The 18,883-nt window shown below is 59.8% G+C and carries 17 protein-coding genes; 8 read left to right on the forward strand and 9 right to left on the reverse strand.

Going from position 1 to position 18,883, the window contains the following annotated elements:
* Positions 1–9: 9 nt before the first annotated feature.
* From crcB to HDC32_RS05085, 4 genes are read right to left on the reverse strand one after another with little or no spacing between them, the layout of a single operon-like run.
* On the reverse strand, positions 10–384 hold the full coding sequence (crcB, locus tag HDC32_RS05070) for a fluoride efflux transporter CrcB (protein ID WP_131698052.1): 375 nt from the start codon (positions 382–384) through the stop codon (positions 10–12).
* A complete protein-coding gene (locus HDC32_RS05075; protein ID WP_131698053.1) occupies positions 384–1,706 on the reverse strand; it encodes a replication-associated recombination protein A in 1,323 nt (440 codons plus the stop codon). Before HDC32_RS05075 ends, crcB begins: the two co-directional genes overlap by 1 nt.
* A 27-nt stretch (positions 1,707–1,733) precedes the next feature.
* A complete protein-coding gene (gene lolA, locus HDC32_RS05080) occupies positions 1,734–2,357 on the reverse strand; it encodes an outer membrane lipoprotein chaperone LolA (RefSeq protein ID WP_016975527.1) in 624 nt (207 codons plus the stop codon).
* Positions 2,358–2,411: 54 nt separating this feature from the next.
* On the reverse strand, positions 2,412–4,820 hold the full coding sequence (locus HDC32_RS05085) for a DNA translocase FtsK (RefSeq protein WP_131698054.1): 2,409 nt from the start codon (positions 4,818–4,820) through the stop codon (positions 2,412–2,414).
* A gap of 498 nt (positions 4,821–5,318) precedes the next feature.
* On the opposite strand from HDC32_RS05085, the gene aat reads away from it, so the two are divergent.
* The 3 genes from aat to infA all read left to right on the forward strand — a co-directional run bounded on the left by aat (position 5,319) and on the right by infA (position 7,081).
* On the forward strand, positions 5,319–5,999 hold the full coding sequence (gene aat, locus HDC32_RS05090; protein ID WP_131698055.1) for a leucyl/phenylalanyl-tRNA--protein transferase: 681 nt from the start codon (positions 5,319–5,321) through the stop codon (positions 5,997–5,999).
* Positions 6,000–6,054: 55 nt separating this feature from the next.
* Complete coding sequence (locus HDC32_RS05095) at positions 6,055–6,762, forward strand: arginyltransferase (protein ID WP_053128509.1); 708 nt, start codon at positions 6,055–6,057, stop codon at positions 6,760–6,762.
* A gap of 100 nt (positions 6,763–6,862) precedes the next feature.
* Positions 6,863–7,081, forward strand: coding sequence for a translation initiation factor IF-1 (gene infA / locus HDC32_RS05100; protein WP_002553999.1), 219 nt, complete (start codon positions 6,863–6,865; stop codon positions 7,079–7,081).
* Between the two features lie 181 nt (positions 7,082–7,262).
* On the opposite strand, the gene clpA is transcribed toward infA, so the two are convergent.
* Both clpA and clpS read right to left on the reverse strand, forming a co-directional pair.
* Positions 7,263–9,533, reverse strand: a complete 2,271-nt coding sequence (gene clpA / locus HDC32_RS05105) for an ATP-dependent Clp protease ATP-binding subunit ClpA (protein WP_053128508.1) — start codon at positions 9,531–9,533, stop codon at positions 7,263–7,265.
* A gap of 29 nt (positions 9,534–9,562) precedes the next feature.
* Positions 9,563–9,931, reverse strand: a complete 369-nt coding sequence (clpS, locus tag HDC32_RS05110) for an ATP-dependent Clp protease adapter ClpS (protein WP_010567912.1) — start codon at positions 9,929–9,931, stop codon at positions 9,563–9,565.
* Positions 9,932–10,156: 225 nt separating this feature from the next.
* Between clpS and cspD the strand changes: the two genes are divergently transcribed.
* Complete coding sequence (gene cspD, locus HDC32_RS05115) at positions 10,157–10,435, forward strand: cold shock domain-containing protein CspD (protein WP_131698056.1); 279 nt, start codon at positions 10,157–10,159, stop codon at positions 10,433–10,435.
* Between the two features lie 80 nt (positions 10,436–10,515).
* On the opposite strand, the gene icd is transcribed toward cspD, so the two are convergent.
* Positions 10,516–11,772 carry an NADP-dependent isocitrate dehydrogenase gene (icd, locus tag HDC32_RS05120; protein ID WP_027606337.1) on the reverse strand — a complete coding sequence of 419 codons (1,257 nt, stop codon included), beginning with the start codon at positions 11,770–11,772 and terminating at the stop codon, positions 10,516–10,518.
* A 493-nt stretch (positions 11,773–12,265) separates the two neighbouring features.
* Here icd and HDC32_RS05125 point away from each other — a divergent pair, with 493 nt between their 5' ends.
* Positions 12,266–14,491 carry an NADP-dependent isocitrate dehydrogenase gene (locus tag HDC32_RS05125; protein ID WP_131698057.1) on the forward strand — a complete coding sequence of 742 codons (2,226 nt, stop codon included), beginning with the start codon at positions 12,266–12,268 and terminating at the stop codon, positions 14,489–14,491.
* 57 nt (positions 14,492–14,548) lie between these two features.
* Here HDC32_RS05125 and HDC32_RS05130 read toward each other — a convergent pair whose 3' ends face one another.
* Together HDC32_RS05130 and HDC32_RS05135 are read right to left on the reverse strand one after the other, a co-directional pair.
* Positions 14,549–15,421, reverse strand: a complete 873-nt coding sequence (locus HDC32_RS05130) for a LysR family transcriptional regulator (protein WP_167655668.1) — start codon at positions 15,419–15,421, stop codon at positions 14,549–14,551.
* 72 nt (positions 15,422–15,493) lie between these two features.
* Complete coding sequence (locus HDC32_RS05135; protein WP_131698059.1) at positions 15,494–16,390, reverse strand: DMT family transporter; 897 nt, start codon at positions 16,388–16,390, stop codon at positions 15,494–15,496.
* 192 nt (positions 16,391–16,582) lie between these two features.
* Here HDC32_RS05135 and HDC32_RS05140 point away from each other — a divergent pair, with 192 nt between their 5' ends.
* From HDC32_RS05140 to hflD, 3 genes are read left to right on the forward strand one after another with little or no spacing between them, the layout of a single operon-like run.
* Positions 16,583–17,029 (forward strand): NUDIX hydrolase, encoded by a 447-nt coding sequence (locus HDC32_RS05140; RefSeq protein WP_131698060.1) that lies wholly within the window; start codon positions 16,583–16,585, stop codon positions 17,027–17,029.
* A 59-nt stretch (positions 17,030–17,088) separates the two neighbouring features.
* The gene (gene mnmA, locus HDC32_RS05145) at positions 17,089–18,213 is read left to right on the forward strand and encodes a tRNA 2-thiouridine(34) synthase MnmA (RefSeq protein ID WP_131698061.1); all 1,125 of its coding nucleotides are present in this window, start codon (positions 17,089–17,091) and stop codon (positions 18,211–18,213) included.
* Positions 18,210–18,833, forward strand: a complete 624-nt coding sequence (gene hflD, locus HDC32_RS05150; protein ID WP_027606331.1) for a high frequency lysogenization protein HflD — start codon at positions 18,210–18,212, stop codon at positions 18,831–18,833. Before mnmA ends, hflD begins: the two co-directional genes overlap by 4 nt.
* Positions 18,834–18,883: the final 50 nt, after the last annotated feature.

Genomic DNA, 18,883 nt, shown 5'->3' on the forward strand with positions numbered 1-18,883 from the left:
TCTCGTTTATCAAAGTTTGGTCAAGGACAGGCCAGCCCAGGTGGCGAGCAGCCCGCCGAACACGCTGATGCCCAGGTACCCGAAGGCGACCAGGGCCTGCCCGCTTTCCAGCAGGCGCAGCGTATCCAGTGAAAAGGATGAAAAGGTCGTCAGACCGCCTACAAAACCGACAATCAAGCCGGTGCGAATTTCAATCGGTACTTCCGGGCGCAACAGGAACCAGCCGTACAGCAACCCGATGATCAGGCAACCCACCAGGTTGACCGCCAGGGTCGCCGCATAAAAATGCTTCGGCCAATTGGCGCTCACCCACGTACTGGTGGCGAAACGCAATAATGTACCAGCGATGCCGGCTGCGGACACGGCAAGAATCGTCTTGAGCACTACTTTCTCCGCTGTTTGGGGCTGAGGCGGTCGAGTTGGGCGAGGTGATTGAGCTTTTCACCGATCTTCAGCTCCAGGCCACGGGGCACCGGCTGGTAGAACGGCTGCGGCTCAAGCTCGTCGGGGAAATAGTCTTCGCCGGCGGCATAAGCGTCCGGCTCATCATGGGCATAGCGGTATTCATCACCGTAGCCCAGTTGTTTCATCAACTTGGTCGGCGCGTTGCGCAGGTGCAGCGGCACTTCGAGGGAACCATGTTCAGCGGCGGCACGCAGGGCGGACTTGAAACCCATGTACACCGCATTGCTTTTCGGCGCGCAGGCCAGGTACGTGATGGCCTGGGCCACCGCCAGCTCACCCTCCGGGCTGCCGAGGCGCTCCTGCACCTCCCATGCAGCCAGGCACAGGCTCAGAGCGCGCGGGTCGGCGTTGCCGATGTCTTCACTGGCCATGCGCACCACGCGCCGCGCCAGGTACAGCGGGTCGCAGCCGCCGTCGATCATGCGCGCAAACCAATACAGCGCGCCGTCCGGGTTGGAGCCGCGCACGGACTTGTGCAGCGCCGAAATCTGGTCGTAGAAGGCTTCGCCGCCCTTGTCGAACCGCCGACGCGTATCGCCGAGCAGGCTTTGCAGCAGGTCGACGCCAATCTCGCTGCCGTCTTCGGCCAGGTCGGAGGCGTTCTCCAGCAGGTTGAGAAAGCGCCGACCGTCGCCGTCGGCGGCGGTAAGCAGGATCTTGAAGCCTTCGTCGCTGAGACTCAGCTGGCGCTTGCCCAGACCCTTGTCTTCGCTCAGGGCGCGGTGCAACAGCTTTTGCATCGCGGCTTCGTCCAGGCTTTTAAGCACATAGACCCGCGCACGCGAGAGCAAGGCGTTATTCAATTCGAAGGAAGGGTTCTCGGTGGTCGCACCGATAAAAATCAGCGTGCCGTCCTCGACATAGGGCAGGAATGCATCCTGCTGCGACTTGTTGAAGCGATGCACTTCATCGACAAACAGGATGGTGCGCTTGCCGTACTGCCCGGCCTGCTGTTTGGCCACCTCGACGGCCTGGCGGATCTCCTTGACCCCGGCCAGCACGGCCGAGACCGTTTCGAAGTGCGCATCCGAGACCTTTGCCAGCAGCCGCGCCAGGGTGGTCTTACCCACGCCCGGCGGCCCCCAGAAAATCATCGAGTGCAGCGCACCCTGCTCCAGGGCTTCGCGCAACGGCTTGCCGCGAGCGAGCAGGTGTTCCTGACCGACGTACTCATCCAGGTTGGTCGAGCGCAAGCGCGCGGCCAAAGGCTGGGCAATCGGGTCACTTCGAAACAGATCCATGGGCAGCGCTTGAAACCTCTGGGGAGTTTATTCCTGGATCACGTCGGCACCCTTGGGGATGTCGAACTTGAACTTGGACGCCGGTACCGGCTGGTTGGCCTTGACCCCGGAGAACAGGATATCGGTGCGCTGACCGACGCTGTCGACCAGGCGCATGTTATTGATCACACCGTTGCCGAACGACAGGGACAACGTGTCAAACAGCGTGTCCTTGGATTTCGGCTTGAGGGTGAACTCGATCACGTTGCTGGTCTGCTTGGAGGTGATGTCGAAGCTGTCGTTGATTTTCGACACGTCGCCCGAGAGCAGCAGCGCCGGAGTCTGGTTCAGGCGCGGGTCCAGCTTCTTGATGGTCGCCTGCTCCAGGTCCGGGTCCCACAGGGTGACTTTCTGGCCGTCCGAGACGATGGTCTGCTCGGCCTTGCCTTCCGTGTGCCAGTAGAACAGCCCTGGGCGCTGCACGGCCATCTCGCCAGCGGTTTCCTGCAACTGGGTACCGCCGGCATCCAGCGTGAGCTGGGAGAAGCGCGCAGTCAGGGTCTGGGATTTGTCCAACAGGTTTTTCAGGCTGGCAACGGAGGCCGGGTCAGCGTGGGCCGAAACAGCGGTCAGGGCCAGTGCCGGCAACAACAGCATGCGGATAAGACGCATGGGAGTCCTCATTGAGTCGTAAGGGCGCGCCGCGTGCTGCCACGCGGCACGGAATCAGTCGCGCGCCTGCCCAGGAGCAAGGACTTCGCGCGAGCCGTTGGTGTTCATTGCGGTGACGACGCCAGCGTTTTCCATAGCCTCGATCATGCGCGCGGCGCGGTTGTAGCCAATCTTGAGCTTGCGCTGCACCGCAGAAATCGAGGCGCGGCGGCTTTCCAGCACGAAGGCCACGGCTTCGTCGTACAGGGCATCGGTCTCGGCATCATCGTCACCACCGCTGCTGCCACCGTCGAAGCCACTGCCGGCCTCTTCGACACCGGCAAGGATGTCGTCGTTGTATTCGGGCGCGCCACGCAGCTTCCAGGCTTCCACCACGCGGTGTACTTCATCATCGGACACGAAGGCGCCGTGAACGCGGATCGGCAGACTGGTGCCGGGCGGCATGTAGAGCATGTCACCGTGGCCCAGCAGTTGCTCGGCGCCGCCCTGGTCGATGATGGTCCGTGAGTCGATCTTGCTCGACACCTGGAACGCCATGCGGGTCGGGATGTTGGCCTTGATCAGGCCGGTGATCACGTCCACCGACGGACGCTGGGTGGCGAGGATCAAGTGAATACCGGCCGCCCGCGCCTTCTGGGCGATACGCGCGATCAGCTCTTCGACCTTCTTGCCGACGATCATCATCATGTCGGCAAACTCATCGACCACCACCACGATGGTCGGCAGCTTGCTCAGCAGCGGTGCTTCGTCATGGATACTTTCGCGCTTGTACAGCGGGTCGGTCAGCGGCGTGCCGGCGTCCTGGGCTTCCTTGACCTTGGCGTTGAAGCCTGACAGGTTACGCACGCCCATCTTCGCCATCAGCTTGTAGCGGCGTTCCATCTCGGCAACGCTCCAGCGCAGGGCGTTGGCGGCGTCCTTCATGTCGGTGACCACAGGGCAGAGCAGGTGCGGAATGCCTTCGTAGATCGACAGCTCGAGCATCTTCGGGTCGATCATGATCAGCTTGGCGTCTTCCGGGCCGGACTTGAACAGGATCGACAGGATCATCGCGTTCACGCCCACCGATTTACCCGAACCGGTGGTACCGGCCACGAGCAGGTGAGGCATTTTTGCAAGGTCGGTGATCACCGGCTTGCCGCCGATGTCGTGGCCCAGGGCCAGGGTGACCGGCGACTTGAAGTTGTCGTACTCGGGCGTCGACAGCACTTCGGAGAAACGCACGATCTGGCGGTCTTCGTTGGGAATCTCGATACCCACGGTGGTCTTGCCGGGGATCACTTCCACCACGCGCACGCTGGTCACGGCCAGGGAGCGCGCCAGGTCTTTGGCCAGGTTGGAAATGCGGCTGACTTTTACGCCAGCGGCCGGCTGGATTTCGTAACGGGTAATCACCGGGCCGGGGTGAATCGAGTCCACCGACACTTCGACGCCGAACTCCTTGAGTTTGATTTCCAGCAAATGGCCGACGGCCGCCAGGGACTCGGGGGAATAGTTGAGTTGTTTCTTTTCGGCCGGGTCGAGGATCGAGATCGGCGGCAAGGTGCCTTCCACGGCGCTGTCGACAAACAACGGCGCCTGTTTCTCTTTCTGCACGCGGTGGCTAGGCTCGGCCGGCTTGGGCGGCGCCGGGGCGATTACCGGCGGCACCTGCTTCTCGCGGTCCGACATGTGCTTGCTCAGGGCCTGCTCGCGTTCGATCAGGCGTTCCTTGACCTTGGCCTGCTCACGGCGGTCCGGTGTGCTTGGGGCCACCACTTCGTTGACGCGGGTGTCGACTTCGCGCAGTTGCGCCACCATGCGCTTGCGCTCGACACGGGCGGCCCACCAACGGTTGGCGGCGCCCTGGAACAACTCCAGCAGGTCAAGGGTGATCTTACCGGTCACGTCCATCACCTTGAACCACGACAGGTCGGTGAACACCGTGAGGCCGAACAGGAACAGCGCGATGAACATCAGGGTGCTGCCCTGGATATTCAGGGTCTTGCGCGCCAGGTCGCCGAGGCTTTCGCCCAGCGCCCCGCCCGCGCCCGCCGGCAGGCCGGTGGGTGCATGGAAATGAATATGCGCCAGGGCGGCACCCGACAGCACCAGGAACACCAGGCCGATCAGGCGCCAGGAAAACAGCCAGCCGCTCCACTGCCACGGCTCGTGGCGCTGGCGGAAGATCTGCCAGGTCTTGATCGCCAGCAGCAAGGGGAAAATGTAAGCGAAATAACCCAGCACCATGAACAGGATATCGGCGCTGTAGGAGCCGGCAGGCCCACCGAAGTTCTGCACGTCTTCGATCTTGCTGTTGTGGCTCCAGCCCGGATCGTCCTTGCCATAGGTGAGCAAGGCCATCATCAGGAACAGGCACAGGGCGCCGATAGCGATCAGCGCGCCTTCCTTGAGTCGATAGTGCAGGTGCTGACGCCAGGCCGGCACGATGGCTGCTTTAGGTGTTGCGGCGGATTTCTTCAAAACGGGTCTTTTCCTGCGCCTGTTAGCGCGTCCATCTGTTGAATAAGTGCAAATACTGCCCAATCCGAGCAGCTGAAAAATGAACGAACGTCGTGGAATCTACTTTTAACACTGGGCGATTGCTGGATGAAATGGCGATAACGCCACAATGGCCGCATTGTACGGGTTTGTGTTCCTGTTGCCACGCCACTTGGCTTTCTTAGAGCAGCATAGCCAATTGCGTGTCACAACATGTTCAATTTGAGCATGCATTGTCTTTGCTGACAAAGGCTTATGAGCTGTTTTTACCAATCCAGGCAAGCTTGGCAAATGGCCTGCATGGGCCAGACCCGATTACGACCACGCCTCACGCAGAGAGTTGCAGAAACACCCGCTCATGCTTATGCACGTCAACAGCCGATTCGGACTGGCCCCACAGCGCTGCGTCGACAATAATCACACCCCTTGGGGCAGGCGATCCGCCTGCCACTCCCCTCCCCTTCCGTAAGCCTGGATGCCATGCTGACCTGGTTACAACGCGACTCACTGACATTCCCCCCGCTGGCCAAGGCCATGCGCGAACCCAATGGCCTGCTCGCCGCCGGTGGCGACCTGTCGGCCGAACGACTGGTGCAAGCCTACCGCCACGGCTGCTTTCCCTGGTTCTCCGAGGGCCAGCCGATCCTCTGGTGGTCGCCGGACCCGCGCACCGTGATATTCCCCGACGAACTGCATGTCTCCCGCAGCCTGGGCAAACTATTGCGCCAGCAGCGCTACACCGTGACCTTCGACCAGGACTTTGCCGCCGTCATCCAAGCGTGCGCCGCGCCGCGCGCGTATGCTGATGGCACCTGGATCACCGAAGGTATACAGCGCGCCTACCTGGAACTGCATCAGCGCGGCTATGCGCACTCGGTCGAGGTATGGGACGAGGGCGTGCTGGTGGGCGGACTGTATGGCCTGGCGATGGGCCAGCTGTTTTTTGGCGAATCCATGTTCAGCCGTGCCGACAATGCCTCAAAATTCGGCTTCGCTACACTCACACGGCAACTACAGGCCTGGGGCTTTGCACTGATCGATTGCCAAATGCCCAATGATCACCTGCATAGCCTGGGTGCTCGCGCCATTCCTCGCAGTGAATTTGCCGGCTTCCTACGCGACCACCTGGACCAACGCAATTGCGGGCCATGGGTTTCTTAGGCGACATCCGCGCACCTGGCTTACACTTATTTCAAAGCTTATCCGAGGGTTGATCATGACCGAGTTGGCGCGTTTGAAGTTTTATGCCACTCAACCCCACTCTTGCAGCTATCTGCCCGACGAGCAGGCCACCACGCTGTTCCTCGACCCCAGCCAGCCAATGGATGTGCACGTGTATGCCGATCTCTCGGAAATGGGTTTTCGGCGCAGCGGCGATCATCTGTACCGGCCCCACTGCCAGAACTGCAATGCCTGCGTGCCGGCACGCATCCCCGTGGCGCAGTTTCTACCGGACCGCAATCAGAAACGCATCCTCAAGCGCAACGCCGACTTGACGGTGACGGCTGCCAAACCACGATTCACCGAAGAATACTTCGACCTGTACCAGCGCTATATCGAGCAGCGCCACGCCGACGGCGATATGTTCCCACCGAGCCGCGACCAATTTTCCACCTTCCTGGTGCGTGACCTGCCGTTCTCACGCTTCTACGAATTTCGCGCGGACGGCCGCCTGGTGGCCGTCGCCGTGACCGATTTGCTGCCTAACGGCCTGTCAGCGGTCTATACCTTCTACGAGCCGGCCGAAGAGCGGCGTAGCCTCGGGCGTTTCGCGATCCTCTGGCAAATCGGTGAAGCACTGCGCCTGGAACTCGAGGCGGTGTACCTCGGATACTGGATCAAGAACTGCAAAAAGATGAACTACAAGACCCAATATCGCCCCATAGAACTGCTGATTAATCAAAGATGGGTCACGCTTAACTAGAACCCCTTGGCTTAAACACCCTTTTTCGGGCACAATGCACGCCGCTTTTGCCTGGCGCAGTTGCACCGGGCCATTCACTGGATACCGAGGGCTTTACTGCATGTCGAAAGAAGACAGCTTCGAAATGGAAGGCACTGTCGTCGACACCCTGCCCAACACCATGTTTCGTGTGGAGTTGGAAAATGGGCACGTCGTAACCGCGCATATCTCCGGCAAGATGCGCAAGAACTACATTCGTATTCTTACCGGTGACAAAGTGCGCGTCGAGCTGACGCCCTATGACTTGAGCAAAGGGCGCATCACTTACCGCGCTCGCTAAGCAAGTCAATACAAAACGCCCGGTTATGCCGGGCGTTTTTGTGTGCGGGATTTCTCAAACTCCGAGGATTCCTGTGGGAGGGGCCTGCCCCCTCCCACACTGGATCTTCATTGTTCTGACAATTGCATTTCAAGACAGCAAAAAGGCGCCTTGCGGCGCCTTTTGTGTTACTGCAGAACGATCAGGCCATTTCAGCCGTGGTTTCGAACTCAAAGGTCAGCTCGCCATCCTTCAGGTCGATATGCACCACGCCACCATGGTCGGAAAGCTCGCCAAACAGGATCTCTTCGGCCAGTGGCCGCTTGATCTTGTCCTGGATCAGACGCGCCATTGGGCGAGCGCCCATTGCCGCATCGTAGCCACCTTCGGCGATCCAGCTGCGCGCCGCTTCCGTGACATCCAGCTGCACGCGCTTGTCTTCCAACTGCGCCTGAAGCTCGGTGAGGAACTTGTCCACCACACTCTTGATGACCTCATGGCTGAGGCGACCAAATTGGATAATGGTGTCCAGACGGTTGCGGAACTCCGGCGTGAAGCTCTTCTTGATCACTTCCATCGCATCAGACGAGTGATCCTGATGAGTAAAGCCGATCGAAGCCCGCGCGGCCGTCTCGGCACCGGCGTTGGTGGTCATGATCACGATGACATTGCGGAAGTCCGCCTTGCGCCCGTTGTTGTCGGTCAGGGTCCCGTGGTCCATCACCTGCAGCAGCAGGTTGAAGACTTCCGGGTGGGCCTTCTCGATCTCATCGAGCAGCAGTACGCAATGTGGCTGCTTGGTGATCGCTTCGGTCAACAGGCCGCCCTGGTCGAAACCGACATAGCCCGGAGGCGCACCGATCAGGCGCGACACAGTGTGACGCTCCATGTATTCGGACATGTCGAAGCGCACCAGCTCGATCCCCATGGCCTTGGCCAATTGCCGTGCCGCCTCGGTCTTGCCGACACCGGTAGGACCGGCGAACAGGAACGAACCGACAGGCTTGTCCGGCGACTTGAGGCCCGCACGCGACAGCTTGATCGCGGTGGACAACGCGTCGATCGCCGCGTCCTGGCCGAACACGGTGAGCTTGAGGTCGCGCTCAAGGTTACGCAGCAGCTCCTTGTCGGAACTGTTGACGTGTTTTGGCGGAATCCGCGCGATTTTCGCGACAATGTCCTCGACCTGAGGTACGTCGATGCGCTTCACACGCTTCTCGACCGGCTGCAGGCGCTGGTAGGCCCCTGCCTCGTCGATCACGTCGATGGCCTTGTCCGGCATGTGCCGGTCATTGATGTAGCGCGACGCCAGCTCAGCGGCCGCACGCAGCGCCTCATCGGTGTACTCGATGCCGTGGTGCGCTTCAAAACGCCCCTTGAGCCCGCGCAGAATGCCGATGGTGTCTTCAACCGAGGGCTCGGACACGTCGACTTTCTGGAAGCGACGCGCCAGGGCACGGTCTTTCTCGAAGATGCCACGGAATTCCTGGAAGGTGGTCGAACCGATGCAGCGGATATCACCCGACGACAGCAACGGCTTGAGCAGGTTGGAAGCATCCATCACCCCACCGGATGCCGCGCCGGCACCAATGATGGTGTGGATCTCGTCGATGAACAGGATCGCCTGCGGGCGTTTTTTCAGCTCGCCGAGCAGGGCCTTGAAACGCTTCTCGAAATCGCCACGGTACTTGGTCCCGGCGAGCAACGCGCCCAGGTCAAGGGAGTAGACGACACTGTTGGCCAGCAGGTCCGGCACCTGGTTGTCGACGATGCGCTTGGCCAGGCCTTCGGCAATCGCGGTCTTACCCACGCCCGCCTCACCCACCAGCAACGGATTGTTCTTGCGACGGCGCGCAAGGATCTGCGCTACACGCTCGACCTCGAGTTCACGCCCCACCAACGGATCGATCCGCCCCTGGCGCGCCAGCTCATTGAGGTTGCTGGCATAGGCATCCAGCGGGTTGCTTGAAGAAGAGGACTCACCGCCCTCGTCGTCCTGCATATCCTGCTCACCCTCGGAATGATCGCCGTGCCCAGGCACCTTGGAGATACCGTGGGCGATGTAGTTGACGACATCAATACGGGCAACGCTCTGCTGCTTGAGCAGGAACACTGCCTGGCTTTCCTGTTCGCTGAAGATCGCCACAAGCACATTGGCGCCCGTGACTTCACGCTTACCGGAGCTCTGTACGTGGAAAACAGCACGCTGCAATACCCGCTGGAAGCCCAGGGTTGGCTGGGTTTCGCGGTCCTCGTCATGCACGGGGATCAGTGGCGTGGTGGAGTCGATAAACTCCTGCAGGTCATGCTTGAGTTTGTCGAGGTTGGCGCCGCACGCACGCAGAACCGTGGCGGCAGCTTCGTTATCCAAAAGTGCCAGCAGCAGGTGTTCGACGGTCATGAACTCATGACGCTTCGAACGAGCCTCCTTGAAGGCAAGATTGAGGGTGACTTCGAGCTCGCGGTTTAACATAGCTTCACCTCATACCCAAGTGGTCGGCGTTAACCGTCCTTCTCGATTTCACAGAGTAGCGGATGCTGGCTTTCCCTGGCGTACTGGTTGACCTGCATGGCCTTTGTCTCGGCGATGTCACGGGTAAACACTCCACATACTGCCCGTCCTTCTGTGTGAACGGCCAGCATTACCTTGGTCGCCAACTCGCGGTTCAGGTTAAAAAACACCTCGAGCACTTCGACCACGAAATCCATCGGTGTGTAGTCATCGTTGAACAAAACCACCTTGTACATCGGCGGCGCCTGTAAAGCAGGCTTGGCCTCCTGAACAGCAATGCCTGCAGAACCGTCGTCATCGTGTTCGTGATCCGGTCGATCCTGATTGAATGTTAGTCGAATCTGGCTGATTGCATGCATGGAAAGAAAGGTTCGTCAGTGGTTCAAATACAGTGGTGGGGGCGACCTGTCAGAATTTCAACTCCTGACCACCCGGTCGCCTTGACTATCGGCAAATCGGTGTTACAACCAATAGAACCCACAGTGGGTAAAAAAGGTCCGCGCAGTCAACCTTATTTATTCGGGTTAGGACGGATAAACTGGATGATACTCCAGTGATGGAGTCTGGTGCAGAGGGATATGGGTATGTCTGGCGTCAAGATCAGTGGCAAGGTCAAGTGGTTCAACAATGCCAAGGGATATGGTTTTGTTAATGAAGAGGGTAAAACCGAGGACCTTTTTGCGCACTACTCAGCGATTATCATGGATGGGTATAAAACGCTGAAGGCTGGCCAAGCTGTGAGCTTTGAAATCATTCAAGGACCGAAAGGGCTGCACGCCGTGAACATCGATGCAGTGAAAGCTGAAACACATGAGAAAAACACGCCATCAACCGCTCATAAAGAAAAGAAACAAACGGCCTGACCCCCGCGAAGCGAGTGAAATGCGATAAAAAACCGGCCACCCAATCGACTTGGGATGGCCGGTTTTTTTGTGACACACCTTTACATATGCGAAATCAGCGCATCCCCAAAGCCCGACGACGACACCAGCTTCGCGCCATCCATCAGGCGCTCGAAGTCATAAGTCACCGTCTTGGCCGAGATAGCGCCGTTGGTACCCTTGATGATCAGGTCTGCCGCTTCGGTCCAGCCCATATGACGCAGCATCATTTCCGCCGACAGGATCAATGAGCCCGGATTGACCTGGTCCTTGCCCGCATACTTGGGCGCGGTACCGTGGGTCGCCTCGAACATGGCCACGGTGTCGGACAGGTTGGCACCCGGAGCGATACCAATACCACCCACCTCTGCCGCCAGGGCGTCGGACAGGTAGTCGCCGTTCAGGTTGAGGGTCGCGATCACGTCATACTCAGCCGGACGTAGCAGGATCTGCTGGAGCATGGCATCGGCGATGGCATCCTTGACCACGACATTCTTGCCGGTCTTCGGGTTCTTGAACTGCATCCACGGACCGCCATCCAGCAGGGTCGCACCGAACTCCTCAGCCGCCACTTCGTAGGCCCACTCCTTGAAGGCGCCTTCGGTGAACTTCATGATGTTGCCTTTGTGCACGATGGTCAGCGAGTCGCGATCGTTATCCACTACATACTGCAGGGCCTTGCGCGCAAGGCGCTTGGTGCCTTCCAGCGATACCGGCTTGATACCAATGCCGCAATCCTGGTCGAAACGAATCTTGGTAACGCCCATTTCCTCCTTGAGGAACTTGATGACCTTTGTCGCTTCCGGCGAGCCGGCCTTCCACTCGATCCCGGCGTAAATATCTTCGGAGTTTTCGCGAAAGATGGTCATGTCCACGTCGCCTGGCTTCTTGACCGGGCTGGGCACACCCTCGAACCAGCGCACCGGGCGCAGGCACACGTAGAGGTCGAGTTGCTGACGCAGGGCCACGTTCAACGAACGAATGCCGCCGCCGACCGGGGTGGTCAGCGGACCCTTGATGGACACCACGTAATCCTTGACCGCATCCAGGGTTTCCTGGGGCAGCCAGGTGTCCTGGTCGTAGACTTGGGTCGCCTTCTCGCCGGCGTACACCTCCATCCACGAGATTTTGCGCTTGCCGCCGTAAGCCTTTTCAACAGCTGCGTCGACCACCTTGATCATCACCGGGCTGATGTCGACGCCAATACCGTCACCTTCGATATAAGGGATGATCGGTTGGTCAGGAACATTGAGAGAATGGTCTGCATTGACGGTGATTTTGTCGCCGACTGCCGGAACCTGAATCTTCTTGTATCCCATGCTGAACTCCATCTATGGATTGAACATCTGGCTGCGTCCGAGCCTACTCCAGATAAATGGCGACTGAAACCTCGCGCCATGCTCATTTGCCTCGAAAACAGCATAAATTGTCGCCTACAAGCCTGAAAGCAAAGGGAAAAGCGCCAATCTTGAGCACATCGTGCGACTTTAGGCGTAATCCGGTACCTGCGACCTTTAGACCAATGGACGACACACCTTTTGTATGAAGGCTCGGCGTAAGCATAGCGACCTATGTATAATGCCGCCGCTGACCAAAGAGTCACGACGGCAGACCGCTCTGGAACAGGGCCCTCCGCTACAAAGCAGGACTAATACAATAGTCCACCCGCTTGACGCTCGACTGATGCAACCCAACATCACCGCGAAGAAACCTCGACCTTTCGCTCATGGATGACTTTGAACGAACGCGCTCCACCCGGCGCATCTCGAGTTTCTGCGCACGCTTTCAGCAAAGAAGAGAGTTAATCCGAATATGCCCACCCGCTCGAAGATCATCTACACCTTCACCGACGAAGCCCCAGCCCTCGCCACCTATTCACTGCTGCCTATCGTAGAGGCCTTCACCGCTTCCGCTGATATTGCCGTGGAAACCCGCGACATCTCCCTCGCAGGGCGCATCCTCGCAAGCTTCCCCGAGCAACTGGGCACCAAGGCCGTACCGGACCACCTCGCCGAACTGGGCGACCTGGCCGTTACCCCTGAAGCCAACATCATCAAGCTGCCTAACATCAGCGCCTCGACACCTCAGCTGCAAGCGGCGATCAAGGAACTGCAGGCCCAGGGCTATGCCCTGCCGGACTACCCGGAAACCGTAACCACCGACGCGGAAAAAGAAACCCGTGCACGTTACGACAAGGTCAAGGGCAGCGCCGTGAACCCGGTACTGCGCGAAGGCAACTCCGACCGCCGCGCGCCGCTGTCGGTCAAGAACTACGCTCGCAAGCACCCGCACAAGATGGGCGCCTGGGCTGCCGACTCCAAGTCCCACGTTGCCCACATGAGCAACGGCGACTTCTACGGCAGCGAAAAAGCCGTACAGATCGAAGCCGCTGACGCGGTCAAAATCGAGCTGGTCGCCCAAGACGGCACCACCACCGTCCTGAAAGAAAAGACCACCGTCAAGGCCGGCGAAATCATCGACAGCGCCGTACTGAGCAAGAACGCGCTGCGCAGCTTTATCGCCGCTGAAATCGAAGACGCCAAGAAACAAGGCGTGCTGCTGTCGGTCCACCTGAAAGCCACCATGATGAAGGTCTCCGACCCGATCATGTTCGGCCAGATCGTTGCCGAGTTCTATAAAGACGCCCTGGCCAAGCACGCAGACGTGCTGGCACAGATCGGCTTCAACCTGAACAACGGCATCGGCGACCTGTACGCCCGCATCAAGGCCCTGCCGGCCGAGCAGCAAGCGCAGATCGAAGCTGACATCCAGGCGGTCTACGCCGCCCGCCCTTCCCTGGCGATGGTCAACTCCGACAAAGGCATCACCAACCTGCACGTGCCGAGCGACGTCATCGTCGACGCCTCGATGCCGGCCATGATCCGTGACTCCGGCAAAATGTGGGGCACCGACGGCCAGTTGCACGACACCAAGGCCGTGATCCCGGACCGCTGCTACGCCACCATCTACCAGGCGGTGATCGAAGAGTGCAAGGCCAACGGCGCCTTCGACCCTACCACCATGGGCAGCGTGCCAAACGTTGGCCTGATGGCGAAAAAAGCCGAAGAGTACGGTTCCCACGACAAGACTTTCCAGGTCAAGGCTGACGGCGTCGTCCGCGTGACCGACAGCAAGGGCAACCTGCTGATGGAACAGAAAGTCGAGGCTGGCGACATATTCCGCATGTGCCAGACCCAAGACGCGCCGATCCAGGACTGGGTCAAACTGGCCGTCAACCGTGCCCGCGCCAGCAACACCCCGGCCATCTTCTGGCTGGACCCTAAGCGCGCACATGACGGCGTTGTTGTCGAGAAGGTTCAGGCTTACCTGAAAGACCACAACACCGAAGGCCTGGACATCCGCATCATGTCGCCGGTCGACGCGATGAAGTTCACCCTGGAGCGCACCCGCAAGGGCCTGGACACCATCTCGGTGACCGGCAACGTACTGCGCGACTACCTGACCGACCTGTTCCCGATCATGGAACTGGGCACCAGCGCCAAGATGCTGTCGATCGTGCCGCTGATGAATGGCGGAGGCCTGTTCGAAACCGGCGCCGGCGGTTCGGCTCCGAAGCACGTGCAACAGCTGTTGGAAGAGAACTTCCTGCGTTGGGACTCCCTGGGCGAGTTCCTGGCCCTGGCTGCTTCCCTCGAGCATTTGGGTGTGACGTACAACAACCCGAAAGCCCTGGTACTGTCCAAGACCCTGGACCAGGCCACCGGCCAGTTCCTCGACAACAACAAGTCGCCATCGCGCAAAGTCGGCAACATCGACAACCGCGGCAGCCACTTCTACCTGGCGCTTTACTGGGCCCAAGCCCTGGCCGCCCAGACCGAAGACACTGCACTGCAAGGTCAATTCAGCGAACTGGCCAAGACCCTGGCCGCGAACGAAGCAACCATCGTTGCCGAGCTCAATGCCGTACAGGGCAAGCCAGTGGACATCGGCGGCTACTACGCGCCGAACCCAGAGCTGACCAGCAAGGCCATGCGCCCAAGCAACACCCTCAACGCGGCGATTGCCAAGTTGAAGTAAGGTTGTAAGGATGCATCACAAACCCCGGCCAAGTGCCGGGGTTTGTGTTTTCAGGGCTTATGCAACGCCGTATTCCTCGCGCCACGCGGCCTCGATAATCGCCAGGAACTGCGGCTTGTACCAAGGCTCCCAGCCCGCCCTCTGCTTGAGTTCGACCCCAAACCCCGGCAGCGCAGGCAAATGCGCGAGCGCTTCGACGTTTTTCAAGCCCGGCACCTGGGCAAACCAGGGTAAAAGCGTCACACCGACTCCCGCCTGGACCGCTGAACGCAGCGACATCAGGTCTTCAGACTCATACACGCAGCGCCACCTGATGCCACTCTCCTCCAAACGCCGAATCGCCAGGCTCCTGAACACGCAGGGCGCCTTGAACAGGGCCAGCGAAACTTCCTGCCCGTCCATGGGGGCTGCCGCACACTCGCCACCCAGCCACATCAACGAAAGTGCATGCAAAGGCACGCCAGCGACTTTTGGCAATTCATCAATCATCAGGCCAATATCGATTCGTCCCTCACTGAACGCCTCCGCAAGCAACAGGGAACGCGCGACCTTGACCACAATTCGCACTGAAGGTAATTCAAGCGCCAAAGCAGGAATAATGCGCTGCAGGATTTCCTCGCTGAAATATTCGGGAATACCCAGCGTCACGAACTCTTGAGTGCGACTGGTATCAAACAGGCTCCCCACCTTGTCGTTGACGCTGACCATCTGCTGGGCATAGCCGGTCAAGCGCTCTCCTTCGAGAGTGAGCAATACATGCCGATTGTCGCGAGCAAAAAGCTCGACACCCAGCAAATCCTCAAGTCGTCGAATTTGCTGGCTGATTGCCGGCTGGGTCAGGCTCAACGCTTGCGCGGCCCGGGTGAAACTGCCCAGTTCTGCGACCTTGAGGAAACTGCGCAGCGACTGAATATCAAGATTGACTCTCATGCCATACCCATGCGAGTGAGTAAATATTCCCCGCTATTAGTGCAAGGCACCCGCTATACCTGTCAAGACTACCTACTTGGCGCGCACATGATTCATCCAATAAACCCCCGTCCCTGAAACAACAAACCCCACAAGCGCAACCCCACTCGGCACCTCACCCAACACCAATGACGCCATGATCTGCGTGACCGCCGGAATCACATGAAACAAGTTCGTCGCCTTACTCGCCTCCCCCCGTCGAATCATCAAATACAGCAGCGTCAGCGCACCCACGGAGTTCATCAGCGTGATCCAGGCCACCGACGCTGCGAATGGAACCCACTCGGTGACCTGCATGGTTTCGGTGGTGTATGCCAGCAACAACATGACCAGTGACGCGGTGACCATCTGAATGAAACAACCCACCCATAGATTCACCCCGCCAAGAAAGCGTTTTTGATAGAGGGTGCCAAGCGTGATACCCAATAGCGCCAAGCCCACCGCGCCGTAACCAACCACTGACGCCTCGGAGCCAAAAAAGCTGCCGGCCACGACGATGCCCACGCCGCCAACGCCCAGGATCGAACCCGGCAGGTCGCGCCAGCTCAATTGCTCACCCAGGCAGAAATAGGCACCGATCACGACGAACACCGGCATCAGCCCGACGATCAATGCCGCCTGCCCTGCGGGAACGCCTTGGCTGATGCCGGTGTAAAGGCCGCCGAACTGCAAGGCCTGCAACAGCAGCCCCACTGCCGCAGCATGGAGGTAGGGGGCGAGCCGTTTCGGCCATTGCGCCTTGATGGCGAGTGCAACTCCCAAGAACACCAGGGCAGCCAAGGCAAACCGATAGAACGTCATGGTGAAGGGCTCGCCATAACGCACACCGAACGCACCGCCGATGTAGCCGGAACTCCACAGCAGGATGAAGGCAATGGGCAGTGGCGATGTAAGGCGCACTTCGTAGCTTTTATCGGCAATCGGGTGCATGACACTCTCCAAGGCAAGGGTTCTGGAGAGATAAGCTGCACCGGGAGCTTAAATCGGTAAAATCATAAAATGTCAGGCGCATCATGCAGATTGCTTATGCATCATCCCTGTGTGAGGGGCAAGCCCCCCCCTCACACACTGACTGCAACCCATCCCCAAGCCTGTGCGGCATCCTGAATCGAGAGGCATCCCATGACCTGGCAACCCCACATCACCGTCGCCACCATCGTCGAAGACAACGGAAAATTCCTGATGGTTGAAGAACTCAAGGGCGGCCGCGCCGTGCTCAATCAGCCCGCCGGCCACCTCGACCCGCATGAAACCCTGACCGAGGCCGCCGTGCGCGAAACCCTCGAAGAAACCGGCTGGGACGTGGAAGCCACGGGCATCGTCGGCATCTACCTGTACACCGCCCCCAGCAACGGCGTGACCTACCAGCGCGTGTGCTTCATCGCCAAGGCCTTGAAACACCACCCGGACTACCAACTCGACGAAGGCATCCTGCGCGCCCGCTGGCTGACCCGTGACGAGCTGATGGCCGTGCGCGACGACTGGCGCAGCGAGCTGATCATCCGCTGTATCGATGATTATCTGGCCGGCCAGCGTCACAGTCTGGAATTGATCCGCCCTTCTCTTTAGCCTTGCGGGCCCAGGCCTGCTAGAATCGCGTCCTTTTTCAAGACACCCGTTGAAACCCTATGCGTGATCCAGCCCCTTCTGACACACAAAAGAAGCGCGTCATCGTCGGCATGTCCGGCGGCGTGGATTCTTCCGTTTCCGCCGTTCTGCTCATGGAGCAGGGTTATGAGGTGGAAGGCCTGTTCATGAAGAACTGGGAAGAAGACGATGGAACGGAATATTGCACCGCCATGGACGACCTGGCGGACGCCCAGGCCGTGTGCGACAAGATCGGTATCAAGCTGCACACCGCCAACTTCGCCGCCGAGTACTGGGACAACGTGTTCGAGCACTTCCTGGCCGAATACAAGGCCGGTCGCACGCCGAACCCGGACATCCTGTGCAACCGCGAAATCAAGTTCAAGGCGTTCCTCGACTACGCCATGATCCTTGGCGCCGACTTAATTGCCACTGGCCACTACGTGCGCCGCCGTGACATCGATGGCCGCACCGAACTGCTCAAGGGCCTGGACCCGAACAAGGACCAGAGCTACTTCCTGCACGCCGTCGGCGGCGAGCAGATCGCCAAGACCCTGTTCCCGGTGGGCGAACTGGAAAAGCCCGAAGTCCGCAGGATCGCCGAGCAACACGGCCTGGCGACCGCCAAGAAGAAGGATTCCACCGGGATCTGCTTTATCGGCGAGCGCCGCTTCAGCGACTTCCTCAAGCAGTACCTGCCGGCGCAACCGGGTGAGATCAAGACCACCGAGGGTGAAGTGATCGGCCGTCACCACGGCCTGATGTACCACACCATCGGCCAGCGCCAGGGCCTGGGCATCGGCGGCTTGAAGGACGCCGGCGAAGAGCCGTGGTACGTGCTGGTCAAGGACCTGGAACACAACGTGCTGATCGTCGGCCAGGGCAATGAACACCCGCTGCTGTTCTCGGGCGCGCTGCTGGCCTCGGAGATCTATTGGGTCAACCCGATCGACCTGAGCACCCCGCGCCGCCTGACCGCCAAGGTGCGCTATCGCCAGAGCGACCAGCCCTGCACCCTGGAAAAAACCGCCAGCGGCTACCGCGCCACTTTCGATGACCCGCAACGTGCGGTCACCCCTGGCCAGTCGGTGGTGTTCTATGACGGCGAAATCTGCCTGGGCGGCGGCGTGATTGAAGTCGCCGAAGCCTGGAGCAACCCGGCATGAGCCCGACCCAGGAGCAACTGACGGCACTCGGCGGGGTATTTCTCTCCGCCGTGCTGGTGGACAAGATCGCCAAGACCGGCCAGGTCACCGAAGCCGGCCTGACCTGCATGCTCGGCAGCCTGCTGATCCGCGACCCCAAGGACACCCTGGAAGTCTACGGGGGCGACGACCTCGCACTGCGTGAAGGCTACCGCGCCCTGATCGGCGCCCTGGAGCGCGACCCCAGCACCTTGCAGCGCGAGCCGCTGCGTTATGCCCTGTCGATGCTCGGCCTCGAGCGCCAACTGGCCAAGCGCGAGGACATGCTGGAAACCATCGGCAAACGCCTGCCCCAGATCCAATCCCAGGTAGAGCACTTCGGCCCGGCCCACGAAAACGTGATCGCCGCCTGCGGTGCGCTGTACCAGGACACCTTGAGCACCTTGCGCCAACGCATCCAGGTGCACGGCGACATGCGCAACCTGCAGCAACCGAACAACGCCTCGAAAATCCGCGCCCTGCTGCTGGCCGGTATTCGTTCGGCGCGGTTGTGGCGGCAATTGGGCGGTCATCGTTGGCAGCTGGTGATCAGCCGACGCAAATTGCTCAAAGAGCTTTACCCGTTGATGCGCAACGAATAAGTCGCACCAACAGACTATTTTCAAGCCGTTACGCGTAATACGCCGGTCAG

The organism is Pseudomonas sp. JAI120 (assembly GCF_014207255.1).
Lineage (GTDB): Bacteria > Pseudomonadota > Gammaproteobacteria > Pseudomonadales > Pseudomonadaceae > Aquipseudomonas.